This is a genomic window from Rhodococcus jostii RHA1 (assembly GCF_000014565.1).
In the GTDB taxonomy this organism is placed as follows: Bacteria; Actinomycetota; Actinomycetes; order Mycobacteriales; family Mycobacteriaceae; genus Rhodococcus_F; species Rhodococcus_F jostii_A.
This window is the reverse complement of record NC_008268.1, coordinates 3,910,883-3,927,015: the sequence shown is the minus strand read 5'-3', so window position 1 is coordinate 3,927,015 and position 16,133 is coordinate 3,910,883. Positions and strand designations below refer to the sequence as shown.

Sequence of the window (16,133 nt, the reverse complement as noted above, 5' to 3'; positions counted from 1 at the left end):
ACACCCCGGTAGGAAAACCTACCGGGGTGCGGATTGTACGAGCAGTTACAGCTACCGCTGCGGGGCGGTGGTGGTCTCGATCGGAGACGGCAGCGCCGACTCGCCCTCGAGGTACGCATCGACCGCGGCGGCCGCGGAGCGACCCTCGGCGATGGCCCACACGATCAGCGACTGACCACGTCCCATGTCGCCGGCCACGAAGACGCCGTCGACGTTGGTGGCCCACTTCGCGGAGCGGGCGACGTTGCCGCGCTCGTTGAGGTCGACGCCGAGATCGGTGAGCAGGCCCGGCTTCTCGGGTCCGACGAAGCCCATCGCCAGCAGCACGAGGTCGGCCTCGAGCTCGAAGTCCGAACCCTCCACCTTCTCGAAGCGACCCGACTTCATCTCGACCTCGTGGGCCTTCAGCGCGGTCACCTTGCCGTCGACACCGACGAACCGTTCCGTGTTCACGGAGAAGAGGCGTTCGCCGCCCTCCTCGTGCGCGGACGCGACCCGATACATCAGCGGGTACGTCGGCCACGGGGTGTGCTCGGCGCGGGTCTCGGGCGGTCTCGGCATGATCTCGAACTGGTGAACGCTCTCGGCACCCTGACGGTGCGAGGTGCCTAGGCAGTCCGCGCCGGTGTCGCCGCCGCCGATGATGACGACCTTCTTGCCTTCCGCGGTGATGGTGGGCTTCTCCAGGTCGCCGAGCTGCACGCGGTTGGCGATCGGCAGGAACTCCATCGCCTGGTGGATGCCGTCCAGCTCGCGGCCGGGGATCGGCAGGTCGCGGGCCTCGGTGGCACCGCCGGCCAGGACCACGGCGTCGAACTGCTCGCGCAGTGCGTCCGCGGTGATGTCGACGCCCACGTTGACACCCGTCTTGAAGACGGTGCCCTCGGAGTTCATCTGGTCGAGACGGCGGTCGATGTGCCGCTTCTCCATCTTGAACTCGGGGATGCCGTACCGCAGGAGCCCGCCGATGCGGTCGGCCCGCTCGAACACGGTGACCATGTGCCCGGCGCGCGTCAGCTGCTGCGCTGCAGCGAGACCCGCGGGACCGGAACCGACGACGGCGACCTTCTTGCCCGTCGACCGCGTCGGGTGCACCGGCTTGACCCAGCCCTCGTCGAAGGCGCGGTCGATGAGCTCGACCTCGACCTGCTTGATGGTGACGGGGTCCTGGTTGATGCCCAGGACGCACGACGCCTCACAGGGTGCGGGGCACAGCCGCCCGGTGAACTCCGGGAAGTTGTTGGTCGCGTGCAGACGCTCGATGCCGTCGTGCCACCGGTCCCGGTACACCAGGTCGTTCCACTCGGGAATCAGGTTCCCCAGCGGACACCCGTTGTGGCAGAACGGGATACCGCAGTCCATGCACCGGCTGGCCTGAGTCTTCAGGGTGTCCGGCGAGAACTCCTCGTAGACCTCGTTCCAGTCGAGCAGGCGCAACGGCACCGGCCGGCGAACCGGAAGTTCGCGTGACGTGTGCTTCAGGAAGCCGCTTGGATCACCCACGAGCTGCCTCCATCACTGCCTCGTCCACGTTCTTTCCATCCTTCTTCGCGGCCTCGATGGCCAAGAGCACCTTCTTGTAATCGCGGGGCATCACCTTCGCGAAATGGTTGACCTGCTGCGACCAGTCGGACAGGATGCGCGCGGCAACCTCCGAGCCCGTCTCGTCGCGGTGACGCTCGATGGCGGACTTCAGCCAGGTGAAGTCGTCACCCGTCAGGTCCTCGAGATCCACCAGTTCCGTGTTGAGGTTGTCCTCGAACACCTTGTCCGGGTTGTAGACGTACGCGACACCACCGGACATGCCGGCGCCGAAGTTACGTCCCGTCGCACCGAGGATGACGACCTTTCCGCCGGTCATGTACTCGCAACCGTGGTCGCCGACTCCCTCCACCACCGCGGTGGCGCCGGAGTTGCGGACCGCGAATCGCTCGCCGACGACACCGCGGAGCAGAGCCTCACCGCTCGTGGCACCGAACAGGATCACGTTGCCGCCGATGATGTTGTCCTCGGCGATGAAGCCGGGGGCGGTCTCCAGCGGCGGACGCACCACGAGGCGTCCACCGGACAGGCCCTTGCCGACGAAGTCGTTGGCATCGCCGTGCAGGCGCAGAGTCATGCCCTTGGGGACGAACGCACCGAAGCTGTTACCGGCCGAACCGGTGAACGTGATGTCGATCGTGTTGTCCGGCAGGCCCTCGCCGCCGTACGCCTTCGTCACCTCATGGCCGAGCATGGTGCCGACCGTGCGGTTGACGTTGGTGATCGGCGACTCGAACGTGACCTTCTGGCCCTTGTCGAGAGCGTTGCGGCTCTGGACGATCAGCTGCTGGTCGAGTGCCTTGTCGAGGCCGTGGTCCTGGGTGCCTGTGCAGTACAGGTCCTGGTCCATGAACGCCGACTCGGTCTCGTGCAGGATCGGCGACAGGTCGAGGTTGCCGGCCTTGCTGCCCTTCCAGTGCTCGAGCGCCTTCGTGGTGTCGAGGACGTCGACCTGTCCGACGGCCTCGTCGAGGGTGCGGAAGCCGAGCTCGGCGAGGAGCTCTCGCACCTCTTCGGCGATGAAGAGGAAGAAGTTCTCCACGAACTCCGGCTTGCCGCTGAACCGCTTGCGCAGAACCGGGTTCTGCGTGGCGACACCCACGGGGCAGGTGTCGAGGTGACAGACCCGCATCATGATGCAGCCCGACACCACCAGCGGAGCGGTCGCGAAACCGAACTCCTCGCCGCCGAGCAGCGCGGCGACCATGACGTCGCGGCCCGTCTTGAGCTGGCCGTCGACCTGCACGACGATGCGGTCGCGCAGACCGTTGAGCAGCAGCGTCTGCTGGGTCTCGGCGAGGCCGAGCTCCCACGGGGCGCCCGCGTGCTTCATCGACGTCAGCGGGGTGGCACCGGTGCCACCGTCGTGACCGGAGATCAGCACGACGTCCGCGTGTGCCTTCGACACACCGGCGGCGACGGTGCCGACACCGACCTCGGACACCAGCTTCACGTGGATCCGCGCCTGCGGGTTGGCGTTCTTCAGGTCGTGGATCAGCTGCGCGAGATCCTCGATCGAGTAGATGTCGTGGTGCGGCGGCGGCGAGATCAGCCCGACGCCGGGCGTGGAGTGCCGGACCTCGGCCACCCACGGGTACACCTTGTGCGCCGGCAGCTGGCCGCCCTCACCGGGCTTCGCTCCCTGCGCCATCTTGATCTGGATGTCGGTGCAGTTGGTCAGGTAGTGCGACGTGACACCGAAGCGTCCCGACGCGACCTGCTTGATCGCGGACCGCCGCCAGTCGCCGTTCTCGTCCGGGGTGAAGCGGGCCGGGCTCTCGCCGCCCTCACCGGAGTTGGACCGGCCGCCGAGGCGGTTCATGGCGATGGCGAGGGTCTCGTGCGCCTCGGCGGAGATGGAGCCGTAGCTCATCGCACCCGTCGAGAAGCGCTTGACGATCTCGGTGGCGGGCTCGACCTCGTCCAGCGGGACGGGCTCGCGCACGCCCTTCTTGAACTCGAAGAGGCCGCGCAACGCTGCGAGGCGCTCCGACTGGTCGTCGACCAGCTTCGTGTACTCCTTGAACACCTCGTACTGCCCGGTGCGCGTGGAGTGCTGCAGCTTGAACACCGTGTCCGGGTTGAACAGGTGGTACTCGCCCTCGCGACGCCACTGGTACTCGCCGCCCACCTCGAGCTCGCGGTGCGCGCGCTCCTCGGGACGGTCCAGGTACGCGTTGGAGTGGCGCACCGCGACATCGGCGGCGATCTGGTCGAGACCGATGCCGCCGAGGCTGGACTGCAAGCCGGTGAAGTACTCGTCGACCAGTTCCTGCGACAGGCCGATGACCTGGAACAGCTGAGCGCCGGTGTAGGACGCCAGGGTGGAGATGCCCATCTTGGACATCACCTTGAGCACACCCTTGCCCGCGGCCTTGATGTAGTTCTGGATGGCCTTGTCGAGGCTGACGCCCTGCAGTTCGTTGTTCTGCACGGCCTCGTCGACGGTCTCGAACGCCATGTACGGGTTGACCGCTGCCGCACCGAAGCCGATGAGGAGCGCCATGTGGTGCACCTCGCGGGCGTCGCCGGCCTCGACGATGAGGCCGACCTTGGTGCGGGTCTTCTCACGCACCAGGTGGTGGTGCACGGCCGACGTCAGCAGCAGCGACGGGATGGGCGCGTACGTCTCGTTCGACTCACGGTCGGACAGGACGACGAGGCGCGCACCGCCGGCAATGGCCTCCGACACCTGGTAGCGGACGTCGTCGAGGGCCTTGCGCAGGCCCGCGCCGCCCTCCGCGACCGGGTACAGACCGCGGACGATGACGCTGCGGAAGTTCGGGAATTCGCCGTCGTCGTTGACGTGAATGAGCTTCGACAGGTCGTCGTTGTGCAGGATCGGCTGCGGCAGGAAGATCTGCCGGCAGGACTCCGCGGTGGGGTGCAGCAGGTCGTGCTCGGGACCGATGGTGCCGCCGAGGCTGGTGACGACCTCCTCGCGGATGGCGTCGAGCGGCGGGTTCGTGACCTGCGCGAACAGCTGCGAGAAGTAGTCGAACAGCATCCGCGACCGCGAGGACAGCACGGCGATCGGGGTGTCGGTACCCATGGAGCCGAGCGCCTCGGCGCCGGAGAGCGCCATCGGCTTGACGAGGAGGTTGACCTCTTCGTTGGTGTACCCGAACATCAGCTGACGCAGCACGACGCGTTCGTGCGACATGTAGGTGTACGGGCGGTCCGGCAGGTCGTCCATGTGGGTCAGACCCTGGTCGAGCCACTCCTGGTAGGGGTGCTCGGCGGCCAGTTCCGACTTGATCTCGTCGTCGCTGATGATGCGGCCCTCGGCCGTGTCGACGAGGAACATGCGGCCGGGCTGCAGCCGGATCTTCTTCACGACGGTGGCGGGGTCGATCGGCAGGACGCCGACCTCGGAGGCCATGACGACGAGGCCGTCGTCGGTCACCCAGAGGCGCGAGGGACGCAGGCCGTTGCGGTCCAGGACGGCGCCGATGACGGTGCCGTCGGTGAAGCACACCGACGCCGGTCCGTCCCACGGCTCCATGAGCGACGAGTGGTACTGGTAGAACGCCCGCCGTGCGGGGTCCATGCTCTCGTGCCGTTCCCAGGCTTCCGGGATCATCATCAGCACGGCGTGCGGCAGGCTGCGGCCACCGAGGTGCAGCATCTCGAGCACCTCGTCGAACCGCGCGGTGTCGCTGGCGCCGTTCGTGCAGACCGGGAAGATCTTCTCCAGCTGGCTGCGCCGATCCTTGCCGGGCCCAACCTCTCCTGACCCGCCGAAGATGTCGCTGTCGATGAGCGCCTCACGGGCACGCATCCAGTTCTCGTTGCCGGTGACGGTGTTGATCTCACCGTTGTGGGCCACGCGCCGGAACGGGTGGGCCAGCGGCCACGACGGGAACGTGTTGGTGGAGAAGCGCGAGTGCACGAGGCCGAGGGCCGACTCGAGCCGCTCGTCCTGCAGGTCCAGGTAGAAACCCTTGAGCTGCGGGGTGGTCAGCATGCCCTTGTAGACGAACGTCTGGCTCGACAGGCTGGGGAAGTACACGGTCTCGCGACCGGGGCCGTCCTTGCCGGCGCCTTCGCTGCCCAGCTCGTGCTCGGTGCGCTTACGGACCACGTAGGCGCGACGCTCGAGGTCGAGTCCGGTGAGGGCGTCGTTCTCGCTGCCGATGAAGATCTGCCGGAACGTCGGCATGGCGTCGCGGGCCAGTGCGCCGAGCGACGAGTCGTCGGTGGCGACCTCACGCCAGCCGAGGACCTTCAGGCCCTCGCTCTCGACGATCTTCTCGACGGCGTCGGCTGCGCGCTGCGCGTCGGCCTTGCTCTGCGGCAGGAACGCGATGCCGGTGGCGTACGTGCCTTCCGCGGGCAGCGGAAAGTCGACCACGGCGCGGAAGAACTTGTCCGGGACCTGGAGGAGGATGCCGGCGCCGTCACCCGTGTTGGGTTCGGAGCCCGCGGCACCACGGTGCTCGAGGTTCACCAGCGCGGTGATCGCCTTCTCGACGATGTCCCTGCTGCGGCGGCCCTTCATGTCCACGACGAACGCGACACCACAGGAATCGTGCTCGTTCGACGGGTGATACAGCCCCTGGGGGCCTGGAAGTTGCTTCATACCTAGCCTTCGTATGCCAAAAGATGCACCGACGACCAGCAGCGCTGATGGCCATCAACTTGCAAAGCAGGTGCCGTCACGACGTGATCGGCACCACCGATCGGCTATCGCCCTTTTGCAGCACGCTGGGTGTGGTCCTCGCACCGGGCGACGTGGCTTTTCGGTCGGGTCGGACTTTCGTGGGTCCAACGTGTAACGAAAACGATAATTCAGAACCCCCGACGAAACACAACTTAGGTTGGCCTATTCACCCTCTGAACTGGGCATTGTCGAGGGCGGACCTCGTCCGACTGCACTGAGTACATGTTAAGTGAGCGCGCCGAGCACCGCTGTAATTCCCGCAGTCGGATCGAAATCGAGATCCGGGACGGTGAGTTGATGAAGGATTACACCGTCCAGGTAGTCGGTGATCACCACTGCGTCGGAAGCCGGGTTCCTCGATCCCACGAGTTCCAGCATGTCCGCGCCCCATTCTACGAGCACTCGGCGCGCCGACCCGATCTTCGCGTCCAAGCCCGGTGTCACGGACGCCTCGACGAAGAGCGCGTAGCGGGCACTCGTGCGCACGCGGTCCGGACCAGTGGAGAAACTCACGAAGGCAACCAGCGCCTCGACCAGTGCGTCTCTGCTGTCGGGCCGGAGGTGCGCGAACTTCTGCCAGTCCTCCCGGTCACGTTCGACGAGCCGTGTGACGATCCCCTCGAGCAGCGCGCCCCGGCTACGGAAGTAGTTGGACGTCGACCCCTGCGGCATTCCGACCAGCTCGTCGACACCCCGATGGGTGAGAGCCCGGACGCCTTTCGTGCCGAGCAGCTCGATGGCGGCGTCGAGCACCTGCTCCCGTTTGTCTGCCATACCCCGACACTACAATGGTAGTAAATTCACTACATCCGTAGTAGCCTGGTGGTCGTGACGCACTCCGCAGCAGTCCTCGGCGGCGGCATCGGCGGACTCGCCGTCGCCCGCTACCTGTCCCGCGCCGGCTGGCACGTCGATGTCTACGAGCGTGCCGACACCCTGCCCACGTCGGGCACCGCACTCGGCATGTGGCCGCAGGCCCTCGACGCGCTGGACGCGATCGGCGCAGGTGATCGGGTTCGCACGCTGGGATCACCCCAGCACCGCGGTTCGCTCCTGCGCCCCGACGGATCCGTGATCGGCACCATCGACAACCGCAACCGCACCGCCTACCTGCTGTCTCGGCCCGCCCTGCTGGCCACACTGGCCGAGGCCCTGCCCGACGGCATGATCTCGTTCGGCACACCGGCACCCGCCCTCGACGCGCTGACGGACCACGACGTCGTGATCGGTGCGGACGGTCTGCGCAGCCCGACCCGCCGACAACTGTTCGGCGAGAAGTTCGAGCCACGGTACGTAGGCGCGACCGCCTGGCGCGGGTGGGTGCCCGGCCATCGCGACACCGTCAGCGAAACCTGGGACACGGACGCACTTTTCGGCATCACCCCGCGCGACGGCGATCTCGTCAACTGGTTCGCGTGCGTCCGCACCGACGCAGGCCACCCCGGCGGCCTCGACTACCTCCGGTCACGGTTCGGGAACTGGCACGCAGACGTCCGGGCAGTACTGGATGCCGCCACTCCCGACGCGATGCTCCACCACGACCTGTACGAGTCGCCCGCGCTGCCGTCGTACGTGGCGGGCAACGCGGCCCTGCTCGGCGACGCGGCCCACGCGATGGCGCCGAACCTCGGCCGGGGCGCCTGCGAGGCCCTCGTCGACGCGGTCGCGCTCGGCCGATTCCTCACCGCCGACACCGACATTCACACCGCGCTGCGCCGGTACGACCGTACGCGGCGGCCCGCGACGCGGCGGCTGGTGCGTGGATCGCGCGCCATGTCCTCCGTCGCGATGACCGGCCGTCTCCGTCCGCTGCGCGATCTGTCGGTGAAGCTGGCCGCGGGCCTGGCCTGACCGGAATGCGGGGGCGCGGGAACGCTTGCCCGTCTGGTACTTTGCCGCCGTAGGGGGACGAGAAAGAACCGGGGGCGGTCATGGGGGCGGTGGACGACGGCTGCGGCAGTGTGCCGGCAGCACGGACGTATCTCATCGGGGAAACAACACATCCACCTGGTCGGTGGAGGCATTCTGCTGTGTTCGCTTCCCTCTTTCGGTGCCTCTGAACTGCACCACTCTTGCGTTTGCTTCGTCAGCACCAGTCCGTTCGATCACCATGTCCATTCGACTTCGGGAGTGAAAGACTTGAGAATCCGCATGCACGCTCTGGCAGCCGCTGTTTCGGTGTCCGCCGCAGCACTGCTCGGCGCCGCGACGGCACACGCCGCTCCGACCACCCCGCCGTCCACGTCGCAGCCGGGCGTCACCGACCCCTCGGCCACGCCCACCACGTCGCAGCCGGGCGTCACCGACCCCTCGGCCACGCCCACCACGTCGCAGCCCGGCGTGACGGTCCCGACGACACCGCCCACCACGTCGCAGCCGGGCGTCACCGACCCGGCCGCTCCGGCCGCGGCACCGCCCGCTCCCCCGCAGGCTCCGCTGGCGGTGCCGGGTGTCGAGACGGTCGTGCCTGCTGCTCCCGACCTGGCAGCGCCCGCCGCCGAGGGAGCCGTCGACGAGGCACCGGCCGCCCGGCCGGCGACCGTGTGGATCGACCCCGACGACATGCCGAAGGCACACCAGGCACCCGTCGCCCCCATACTTCCGGTGCCGAAGCCGGTCGTCGAGGTGAACGCCGCCGTCGACACACTGGTCGGCGCGGTGCCCGTGGCCGTCAACGGACGCCAGTACGGCAACCCCGAGGGCTACGTCGGCACCATCGGCTGGCGCGTCGGCAACGCCACCGGCACCGCGGGCATCGCCGTCGACCCGTCCTCGCCGACGGCGGCCACCGTCTCCGCGTTCTCGGCCGATTCCCACGCCGAGCACCCCACCAATTGGTCTGCGCCCGTCGACGTCACACCCGTCGCCGCCGCGATCACGGATGCGGCCCACCGGTACCCGGCGTTCGGGGAGCTGGTTCGGACGATCGCGTCCCTGCCCGCACCGCAACTGCCGCAGCTGCAGTCGACCGACAGCGGTCCGGCCACCACCACGATCGGCGGTGTGAACGTGCGCAGCCAGGCGACGCTGCACGTGTGATCCGAATCCCTCGCGCGGAGCCCGCCCGGGGTCGGCTCCGCGCGAGGGAATGAGGTGTGGAGGATTCAACTGTGACAGAACCGCCGAACAGGGCACCCCTCGACCGCTTCTCGCACTGGTTCCCGCCGTTCGCGTCGGCCCCGGCACCGAGGCCGACGGCTCCCGCCGCGGAACCCGAGCAGCAACCCCCGGCTCCGACGTGGCTGACCGCGGGCGACGAGCCCGATCCCGCACCACCTGTTCGCGGTAATCAGAGGCTCGTGGTCGCGGGCGCCGCCGCGGTGCTCGCCGTCCTCGCCGGTGTGGCCGCCGTGTTCGCCTCGACGTCCGATGATGCGAGCGGAACTCCCGTCGCCGCTACAGATTCCGGCTGGTGCGTCGAATCCCGCGACGGCTCGACGGCTGTCGGCAACGGTCCCGGCGGGACGTCCGACGGCGTCGCCGCGATCCTGGCCTTCGACCACGCGTACTACATCGCACGCAGTGGCACGAAAGCCCGCGAGGTGGTCGCCCCCGACGCGCCGCTGGGGTCCGCCGAGTCCATCCAGGGCGGCATCGAGTCGGTGCCCGCGGGCACCGAGCACTGCCTCGCCATCACCGAAACCGAACCCGGCCGCTACGCGGTGACGCTGTCGGAACTGCGTCCTGACGGGTCGACGAAGAAGTACGAGCAGGTCGTGACCACCGCCGACCGCGACGGTCGCACGTACATCACATCCATTGGAGACGCGAAGTGACCGACCAACTGCTGCACGCACTTCCGGTGTCCACCCTCGTCCTCGGGGCGTGCGGCGGAGCCGGCGCAACCACGACGACGCTGGGGCTCGCCAACACCGCGGCAGCTCGCGGCGGCGCGGTCGTGGCCGTCGACGCGACACCCGCGGGCGGCGACGTCGCCGAACGCGGCGCCGATGCCGTGCTCTCCGTGAGCGGCCTCGAGCAACTGGTGGCGGCCGGCCCCGTCGCGGACGACGTGTTCGACGGGTACTGCTCCCGCACGAGTGCCGGGACCCGCATCCTGAGCCGCATCGGGAATCGGACCGCGTCGGACGGTGAATTCCACACTCTCACAGAGTCGCTGCGCGCTCGCGGAGTGAGTGCCGTCCACGACCTCGGCCATCGGTTGCGTGCCGCGTACCTCGCGCCGCTCCTGGCTACTCCGTCGCCCATCGTCCTCGTCGTGCCGTGCCGGGCGGACGCGTTCAACCGCCTCCGCTCCGCGTTGCAGTCGATCGGTAACACGCTCGGTGAACCCGGGCTCGCCCGCACCGTCGTCACCGTGTCGAATCAGGACGCCACCGGCTGGCAGGTGGACGTCGACCTCCTCCGCGAGTACCTGGGCGGACAGGTGTGGGGCGTCGAGACCATCCCCTACGACGAACATCTGGGCATGGGGATCGTCATCGATCACAGCCGGCTGGGACCGGACACCCGGGCGGCGTACGACCGGGTGTCCGCGGCGGCGTCGGCCGTGGTCGAAGGTCGTCCGGAACGGGTCTGAAATCGCGACCACTTACCTACATCCGCCCACGATTCAGTCAGCTGCACCCGCAATTGCAGCGCGTTTGACCAATCGGTGTGCAAACGCGAAGGCCCGCGCCCCCTCACGCCTCCAGCAGCCCCTTCAACCTCTGCAGGTCGGCGGTGACGGCTGCTGCGTCCTGCGCGAATTTTTCGGCGGTGACGCCGTCGCGTCGCCGGATGGTGAAGACGACTTCGCTGTGGTCGCCGTCGGGGATGACGCGCACGGGGTTGTAGACGGTGTCGCCGCCCGGGAGGGTGACGTCGTGGTCGAGGACGCCGTAGTCGTTGGCGGGTGCGAAGGTCACGGCGACCTGTCCCATCGGGGAGTCCGCGAGCCAGCGGTCGCCGTCCCGGGTGATGTTGGTGCTCAGGCCGGCCGCCCAGGCGGGGAGGTTGGCGGGGTCGCCCGCGTAGGCGTACACGTCGGCGGCGGTCCGAGCGATGAACACACTGACATGGGTTGATTCGGTGGTCATGACTCCCAGCATCCCCGCTCCACCGCACGGGTGATTGAAGAAATCGGACTCCGGTGCTCGATGTCCGAAACCTTCAATGCGGGTCCGCCTGAGGTCGTTAGCGTTCTCGGTATGACCGCAACATTCAGTGCCATCGAACTGGTCGTCCACGACCTGCCCACGTCGCTCGCGTTCTACCGGCGGCTCGGACTCGACATTCCCGCCGACGCCGATCAGGCGCCGCACGTCGAATTCGAGTTTCCCGGTGGGATCCGCCTGCTGTGGGACACGGTCGAGACCATCCGCTCGTTCACACCCGACTGGACCGAACCCGCCGGCGGGCATCGCATCGCACTCGCCTTCGACTGCGGAACCGCCGCCGACGTCGACACGCTGTTCGACGAGTTCACGGGCGACGGCTACAACGGTCGGAAGAAGCCGTGGGACGCACCGTGGGGACAGCGTTACGCCACCGTCGACGATCCCGACGGCAACCCCGTCGACCTATTTGCCGCGCTCACACCGTGACCAGCTGACCGAACGTGCGGCCGGTCAACTCGTGTGCCTCACGGATCAGGTGGGCCTGATCGGCGAACCCCGCCATGCCGGCCGCCTGAGCTGCGGGGATGGAAGCACCCGCCAGCCCCAGTGCCGATTGCAACCGAAGGATCCGGGCCAGCATCTTCGGCCCGTAACCGAACTGACGTCGGCACAGGCGGTGCAGTTGGCGCTCGCCGACACCGATCCGGTCCGCCACCTCGCTGACAGATGCCTGCTGCTCCAGAAGTCGCACGATCGCGGGGATCCGGCCGTCCGGCGGCGGCCCGAGGATCCGGCGCGACCTCGCGAAGTCCTCGAGCACCCGGCCGGGGTCGGCGGCGTCCGCGATCCTGCCGAGAAAATCCGTGGTGGCGCGGTCCGTCAGCACCTCGGCGAGCGGCACCCGAAGGTTGGCCAGCTCCTCTGCCGGCGTCGCCAGAAGATCCGGGAGAGATCCTGGGGAACAGCGTAATCCGACGTAGCGGTCGCCCTCGCGGCTGCGGTTCAGATACGGCCGGGAGTCGGGGCCAGCCACGACGACGTCACCGTCCATCCAGATGAGGTCCATGCAACCGTCGGGCAGGATGGCCGCCTCACCCCCGGCTGCGGTCTTCTGCCACACCACAGCGCCGGGGAACACCGACCGCCGCTCCGCGTACATGACCCCATGCTAGGCAGGCATCAGGTCTCCGGCTCGACGGCGTGCAGATCCGGCTCCCAGTCGTAGACGACTGCGGTCCGCAGCAGGATGTCCTGCAGTGACCGCCGCCGGCCGTCGACTGCCGCCCAGAACAATCCGAACCCGAACATCACGCACAGCACCGCCCGGAGAAGGGCCCGCAGCCAGCCGATCAGTTCACCGTTGCGGCTGACCACCCGCAGCCCCATCGTCACGGCACCGACGGTGCGGCCGCTCACGGCCCAGCACGCCGTCAGGTACAGCACCGACACGCCGATGAACAAGGTCACGGAGAGCACGGCATTGGCATCGGGGAACGAGAATTCCTGCGGCGAGAACAGCAACCGGAGGAACAACACTCCGACATAGATGCCGCCCATCACGGCCAGGACGACCGCCAGGTCGATGCCCGCTGCCAGACCGCGGGTCACGATCCCGGCCGCGCGATGCGCCGGCGTGCTCATGCATCGTCCGGTTCGTGCCCGCGCCCGAACAACTTGCCCACGAACCCGGCGACGGCGTCGTCGGCCTGCATGCCCTGGGTCCGCACCCCGCGGACCGCCTCGTTGGACATCGAGTCGGTCGACTCCCGGATGATGCGCGGCAGATCCACGCCCTCGATCACGGTGTCGGCGAGCACCACCAGATCGACCCGCCCGATGACGGAGTCCACGTCGACGCGGTCGACGATCGCATCCACGTCGATCCGCGCGGCGACGGCGTCGATGTCCACGCGATCGAGAATCTGCGGGATGTCCACCCGGGCGGCGATGGCATCCACGTCGACGCGGTCGATGATGCGCTGGATGTCGATGCCTTCGGCGACCACGTCCAGGTCGACGTGATCACGCACGATCGTGGTGAGGTCCACCTCCTGAAGAGCGACCTGCACGACTCTCCGCAGCACTGCGTGCAGCACCCGATCCGCGAGTTCGTCGGCGCTGCGGAGCGTCTGGGTGCCGCGTTCCTCGAGGGTGACCAGCAGCGGGTCCACTCCCGGCAGGAGTCGCGCCGTGTCGACGCCGAATCCGATCACACGCTGCAACGCACCGCCGGTGGTCGCGGCGAAGCCGGCCGCGAGGCGCAGCGGATCAGGGGCTCTCCTGCCGTCCATACTCGATATCCAAGCCGGTCGGCGCCCGCGACGCACGGGTTCCAGATTTATAGATCAGGCGTGGGGCGCGCCGGGGCCGTGCACGATTCGCGGGGCGGGCTGTCCGGACGCCGGACGGGGCGCCCAGTCGGCGAGTTCGGTGAGCAACTCGGCGACCCGATCCGAGCAGTGCGCGGGATCCGGTGCCGGTCCCAACCCGAGTCCCTCGACCACCAGCACGTTCCCCTGCGAGAGTCCGTGGACCCCGAGCGACCACCCGAAGTGGCGGTTCCAGGCCAGCACGGCCTTCCGGCCGCGGTAGTAGGGGATCTCGCAGGAAAGGGTCACGACCGCGTCGAAAGCGGGAGTGCACCACCAGTCGACCGACAGGGCACCCACCGTCGTCGCGACGGAACCGACGTACTCACCGACATTCGCCGAGCTGGTGGCCCGGACCTGGCTGATGCTCATACACAACCCACTCTCGACGTTCGCAGAAACCCAGCGGAAGAAGCCGGACGGCAGGTTCACACTCGAGTCATTCGTCACGGACCGCCGAGAGGACTGGTTCAGGTCCGGATAGAGCCGGTGGTTCGCGACGAGGCTTCTACTCCATCGTCGGGCTGCGACGGGGCGCCCGGTAGCCACCCTGGGGTGGGGATACACCACCCCACACTCCTTGTGGGAAAAACACGAAGGCCACGAACTCGTGGAGTTCGTGGCCTCGATGTCGCGATTCCGAAGAATCGCTTGTGGTGGGCGAAGGGGGACTTGAACCCCCACGTCCCGAAGGACACTGGCACCTGAAGCCAGCGCGTCTGCCATTCCGCCACTCGCCCGAGCGACCCGGAAACATTAACACGAGGTCGCCAGAAATTACGATTCGTGCAGGTCAGGGCCCGAAAAGGCTACAAAAACACCCGTCCAGACAAAGACCGATATCATGCAATGGCGTAGACCCGTGTCGTGGCCCGAGGCAATGACAGTACCGTGGGATACGCGCACGGCGGTGGCGCGACACGGACATGTCTCGTCACAGCCACCACGCACCGAGGACAGAAGACCCGACAGCCAGGCACCGTGAGGAGGTTCCGATGGGGATAGTTCAACGTTTCGAGCGGAAGCTCCAGGGAGCCGTGGGTGACGCGTTCGCCCGGGTCTTCGGCGGCGGCGTGGTGCCGCAGGAGGTGGAGGCCGCGCTTCAGCAGGAAGCCTCCGACCGAATCCAGCAGTTGGACGGCGGGCACCTGCTCGCGCCGAACAGCTATGTCATCGCCATCAACAACTCGGATCACGAAGAACTTGCCGCCGACAGAGACTTGACGGTCAAGGCCTTCGCCCGACACCTCGAAGACTTCATTCGCGACCAGGGCTGGCAGACGTATGGTCCCATTCATGTCGCGTTCGAACCGTCGCCTTCACTGCACACCGGGCAGTTCCGCACCCGGGGTTCGGTGGATCCGGATGCCGGCCGCCCAGGTGCGGCCACGCCGGGGCGACCCGAACCGCCACGCGGTCCCGCACCGCGACCACAGGCACCGTTTGTACCCGTCACGTCGAATCCAGGAGCTGGCCCCATGACGCAGAACTCAGGCTACGACCCCAGCCGCGAACCAGCGGGCAACCGCAATCCCGACCCGCAGTACGCGCGCAACGGTCATGCCCATGCAGGTCAGGACCAGCGGTACCCGCAGGGCTACCAGAACGGTTACGACCGCGGCGGCTACCAGCAGGGCGGCTACGACCAGCAGCAGTACCCCGACGACCAGCGCGGCGGGTACCCCCAGGATGCCGCGTACGGCCAGGCGTACGACCAGGGTGCGCAGGCTCCCGGCTACGAGCAGCCCGCGGACGCCGGCTACGACTACCAGCAGGGTGGCTACCAGCAGGGTTACGACCCGCAGGCGTACGACCAGCAGGGGGCTCCCGCCCGCTACCCGGACGGTTCCTACGCCGAGGCCGGGTACCAGCAGCCGCAGGGCTACGACCAGGGTTACGACCGCGGCGGCTACCAGCAGGGTGGCTACGACCAGCAGGCGTACGACCAGCAGGGCTACGCCGACTACGACCAGGGCGGCTACGGGCAGCAGGCCTACGCGCCCGACGGCCACACGTTCACGGCCACGCTGCAGCTCGAGGACGGCAGCGGACGCCACTTCCAGCTTCGTGAGGGCAACAACATCATCGGCCGCGGCCAGGAGGCACAGTTCCGCCTGCCCGACACCGGTGTGTCGCGCCGCCACATCGACATTCGCTGGGACGGCCAGGTCGCGATGCTGTCCGACCTCGGCTCCACCAACGGCACCACCGTCAACGGTGCCCCCGTGCAGGACTGGCAGCTGGCCGACGGAGACATCATTCGGGCGGGTCATTCGGAGATTCTGGTCCGAATCCTCTGAGGCACCACCGAGTTAGGACTCCGAGTAGGTTCCGCCGATACCCGACCCCGAACTGCCTCACCGAGACCCAACCGAGACGGCTTCGATACTCGACCGACATCGCGTCGGAGCCCGTGTCGGACGTAACACGGTGGGGACTCCGTATCGTTGTGGGCTGTCCGTATCCTGATCCCAGGGTGCGGGTTGCCCATATGATGCT

14 protein-coding genes and 1 tRNA gene are annotated in these 16,133 nt (G+C 67.9%); 6 read left to right on the top strand and 9 right to left on the bottom strand.

Features of this window, described 5'->3' with window-relative positions; translation table 11 throughout:
- Positions 1-51 precede the first annotated feature (51 nt).
- From RHA1_RS18025 to RHA1_RS18015, 3 genes are all read right to left on the bottom strand, one after another.
- Positions 52-1,503 carry a glutamate synthase subunit beta gene (locus tag RHA1_RS18025; RefSeq protein WP_009476788.1) on the bottom strand — a complete coding sequence of 484 codons (1,452 nt, stop codon included), beginning with the start codon at positions 1,501-1,503 and terminating at the stop codon, positions 52-54.
- Positions 1,496-6,124 carry a glutamate synthase large subunit gene (gene gltB / locus RHA1_RS18020; RefSeq protein WP_011596293.1) on the bottom strand — a complete coding sequence of 1,543 codons (4,629 nt, stop codon included), beginning with the start codon at positions 6,122-6,124 and terminating at the stop codon, positions 1,496-1,498. The genes RHA1_RS18025 and gltB overlap by 8 nt, the downstream gene beginning before the upstream one ends.
- A gap of 306 nt (positions 6,125-6,430) precedes the next feature.
- Positions 6,431-6,979, bottom strand: a complete 549-nt coding sequence (locus RHA1_RS18015; RefSeq protein ID WP_011596291.1) for a TetR/AcrR family transcriptional regulator — start codon at positions 6,977-6,979, stop codon at positions 6,431-6,433.
- A gap of 54 nt (positions 6,980-7,033) precedes the next feature.
- Here RHA1_RS18015 and RHA1_RS18010 point away from each other — a divergent pair, with 54 nt between their 5' ends.
- The 4 genes from RHA1_RS18010 to RHA1_RS17995 all read left to right on the top strand — a co-directional run bounded on the left by RHA1_RS18010 (position 7,034) and on the right by RHA1_RS17995 (position 10,745).
- Positions 7,034-8,056, top strand: coding sequence for an FAD-dependent oxidoreductase (locus RHA1_RS18010; protein ID WP_237724208.1), 1,023 nt, complete (start codon positions 7,034-7,036; stop codon positions 8,054-8,056).
- A gap of 300 nt (positions 8,057-8,356) precedes the next feature.
- Positions 8,357-9,244, top strand: a complete 888-nt coding sequence (locus RHA1_RS18005) for a hypothetical protein (RefSeq protein WP_041811660.1) — start codon at positions 8,357-8,359, stop codon at positions 9,242-9,244.
- Positions 9,245-9,315: 71 nt separating this feature from the next.
- Entirely contained in the window at positions 9,316-9,981 is a 666-nt protein-coding gene (locus tag RHA1_RS18000) for a DUF8176 domain-containing protein (RefSeq protein ID WP_237726920.1), read from the top strand.
- A complete protein-coding gene (locus tag RHA1_RS17995; protein ID WP_011596287.1) occupies positions 9,978-10,745 on the top strand; it encodes a hypothetical protein in 768 nt (255 codons plus the stop codon). The genes RHA1_RS18000 and RHA1_RS17995 overlap by 4 nt, the downstream gene beginning before the upstream one ends.
- Before the next feature lie 103 nt (positions 10,746-10,848).
- Here RHA1_RS17995 and RHA1_RS17990 read toward each other — a convergent pair whose 3' ends face one another.
- On the bottom strand, positions 10,849-11,244 hold the full coding sequence (locus RHA1_RS17990; protein WP_011596286.1) for an SRPBCC family protein: 396 nt from the start codon (positions 11,242-11,244) through the stop codon (positions 10,849-10,851).
- A gap of 111 nt (positions 11,245-11,355) precedes the next feature.
- Between RHA1_RS17990 and RHA1_RS17985 the strand changes: the two genes are divergently transcribed.
- Positions 11,356-11,751: a VOC family protein gene (locus tag RHA1_RS17985; protein ID WP_029539739.1), complete on the top strand. Its 396-nt coding sequence runs from the start codon at positions 11,356-11,358 to the stop codon at positions 11,749-11,751.
- Here RHA1_RS17985 and RHA1_RS17980 read toward each other — a convergent pair.
- The 5 genes from RHA1_RS17980 to RHA1_RS17960 form a co-directional block, all read right to left on the bottom strand.
- Complete coding sequence (locus RHA1_RS17980; RefSeq protein WP_011596285.1) at positions 11,741-12,424, bottom strand: AraC family transcriptional regulator; 684 nt, start codon at positions 12,422-12,424, stop codon at positions 11,741-11,743. The two genes, RHA1_RS17985 and RHA1_RS17980, sit on opposite strands and share 11 nt — an antisense overlap.
- Before the next feature lie 20 nt (positions 12,425-12,444).
- Entirely contained in the window at positions 12,445-12,906 is a 462-nt protein-coding gene (locus RHA1_RS17975) for an RDD family protein (RefSeq protein ID WP_009476778.1), read from the bottom strand.
- Positions 12,903-13,556 carry a hypothetical protein gene (locus tag RHA1_RS17970; protein WP_009476777.1) on the bottom strand — a complete coding sequence of 218 codons (654 nt, stop codon included), beginning with the start codon at positions 13,554-13,556 and terminating at the stop codon, positions 12,903-12,905. The genes RHA1_RS17975 and RHA1_RS17970 overlap by 4 nt, the downstream gene beginning before the upstream one ends.
- Positions 13,557-13,610: 54 nt before the next feature.
- A complete protein-coding gene (locus RHA1_RS17965) occupies positions 13,611-14,006 on the bottom strand; it encodes a DUF6292 family protein (protein WP_016884699.1) in 396 nt (131 codons plus the stop codon).
- Positions 14,007-14,288: 282 nt separating this feature from the next.
- Positions 14,289-14,374 (bottom strand) — tRNA-Leu (locus RHA1_RS17960).
- A 255-nt stretch (positions 14,375-14,629) separates the two neighbouring features.
- Between RHA1_RS17960 and RHA1_RS17955 the strand changes: the two genes are divergently transcribed.
- Positions 14,630-15,934: an FHA domain-containing protein gene (locus RHA1_RS17955; RefSeq protein WP_011596283.1), complete on the top strand. Its 1,305-nt coding sequence runs from the start codon at positions 14,630-14,632 to the stop codon at positions 15,932-15,934.
- The last annotated feature ends 199 nt before the right edge of the window (positions 15,935-16,133 follow it).

Coding starts and splice junctions, on each gene's coding strand:
- gltB (WP_011596293.1), bottom strand. CDS start 6,124: ATGAAGCAACTTCCAGGCCCCCAGGGGCTGTATCACCCGTCGAACGAG.
- RHA1_RS18015 (WP_011596291.1), bottom strand. CDS start 6,979: ATGGCAGACAAACGGGAGCAGGTGCTCGACGCCGCCATCGAGCTGCTC.
- RHA1_RS18005 (WP_041811660.1), top strand. CDS start 8,357: ATGCACGCTCTGGCAGCCGCTGTTTCGGTGTCCGCCGCAGCACTGCTC.
- RHA1_RS17990 (WP_011596286.1), bottom strand. CDS start 11,244: ATGACCACCGAATCAACCCATGTCAGTGTGTTCATCGCTCGGACCGCC.
- RHA1_RS17985 (WP_029539739.1), top strand. CDS start 11,356: ATGACCGCAACATTCAGTGCCATCGAACTGGTCGTCCACGACCTGCCC.
- RHA1_RS17980 (WP_011596285.1), bottom strand. CDS start 12,424: ATGTACGCGGAGCGGCGGTCGGTGTTCCCCGGCGCTGTGGTGTGGCAG.
- RHA1_RS17975 (WP_009476778.1), bottom strand. CDS start 12,906: ATGAGCACGCCGGCGCATCGCGCGGCCGGGATCGTGACCCGCGGTCTG.
- RHA1_RS17970 (WP_009476777.1), bottom strand. CDS start 13,556: ATGGACGGCAGGAGAGCCCCTGATCCGCTGCGCCTCGCGGCCGGCTTC.
- RHA1_RS17965 (WP_016884699.1), bottom strand. CDS start 14,006: ATGAGCATCAGCCAGGTCCGGGCCACCAGCTCGGCGAATGTCGGTGAG.
- RHA1_RS17955 (WP_011596283.1), top strand. CDS start 14,630: ATGGGGATAGTTCAACGTTTCGAGCGGAAGCTCCAGGGAGCCGTGGGT.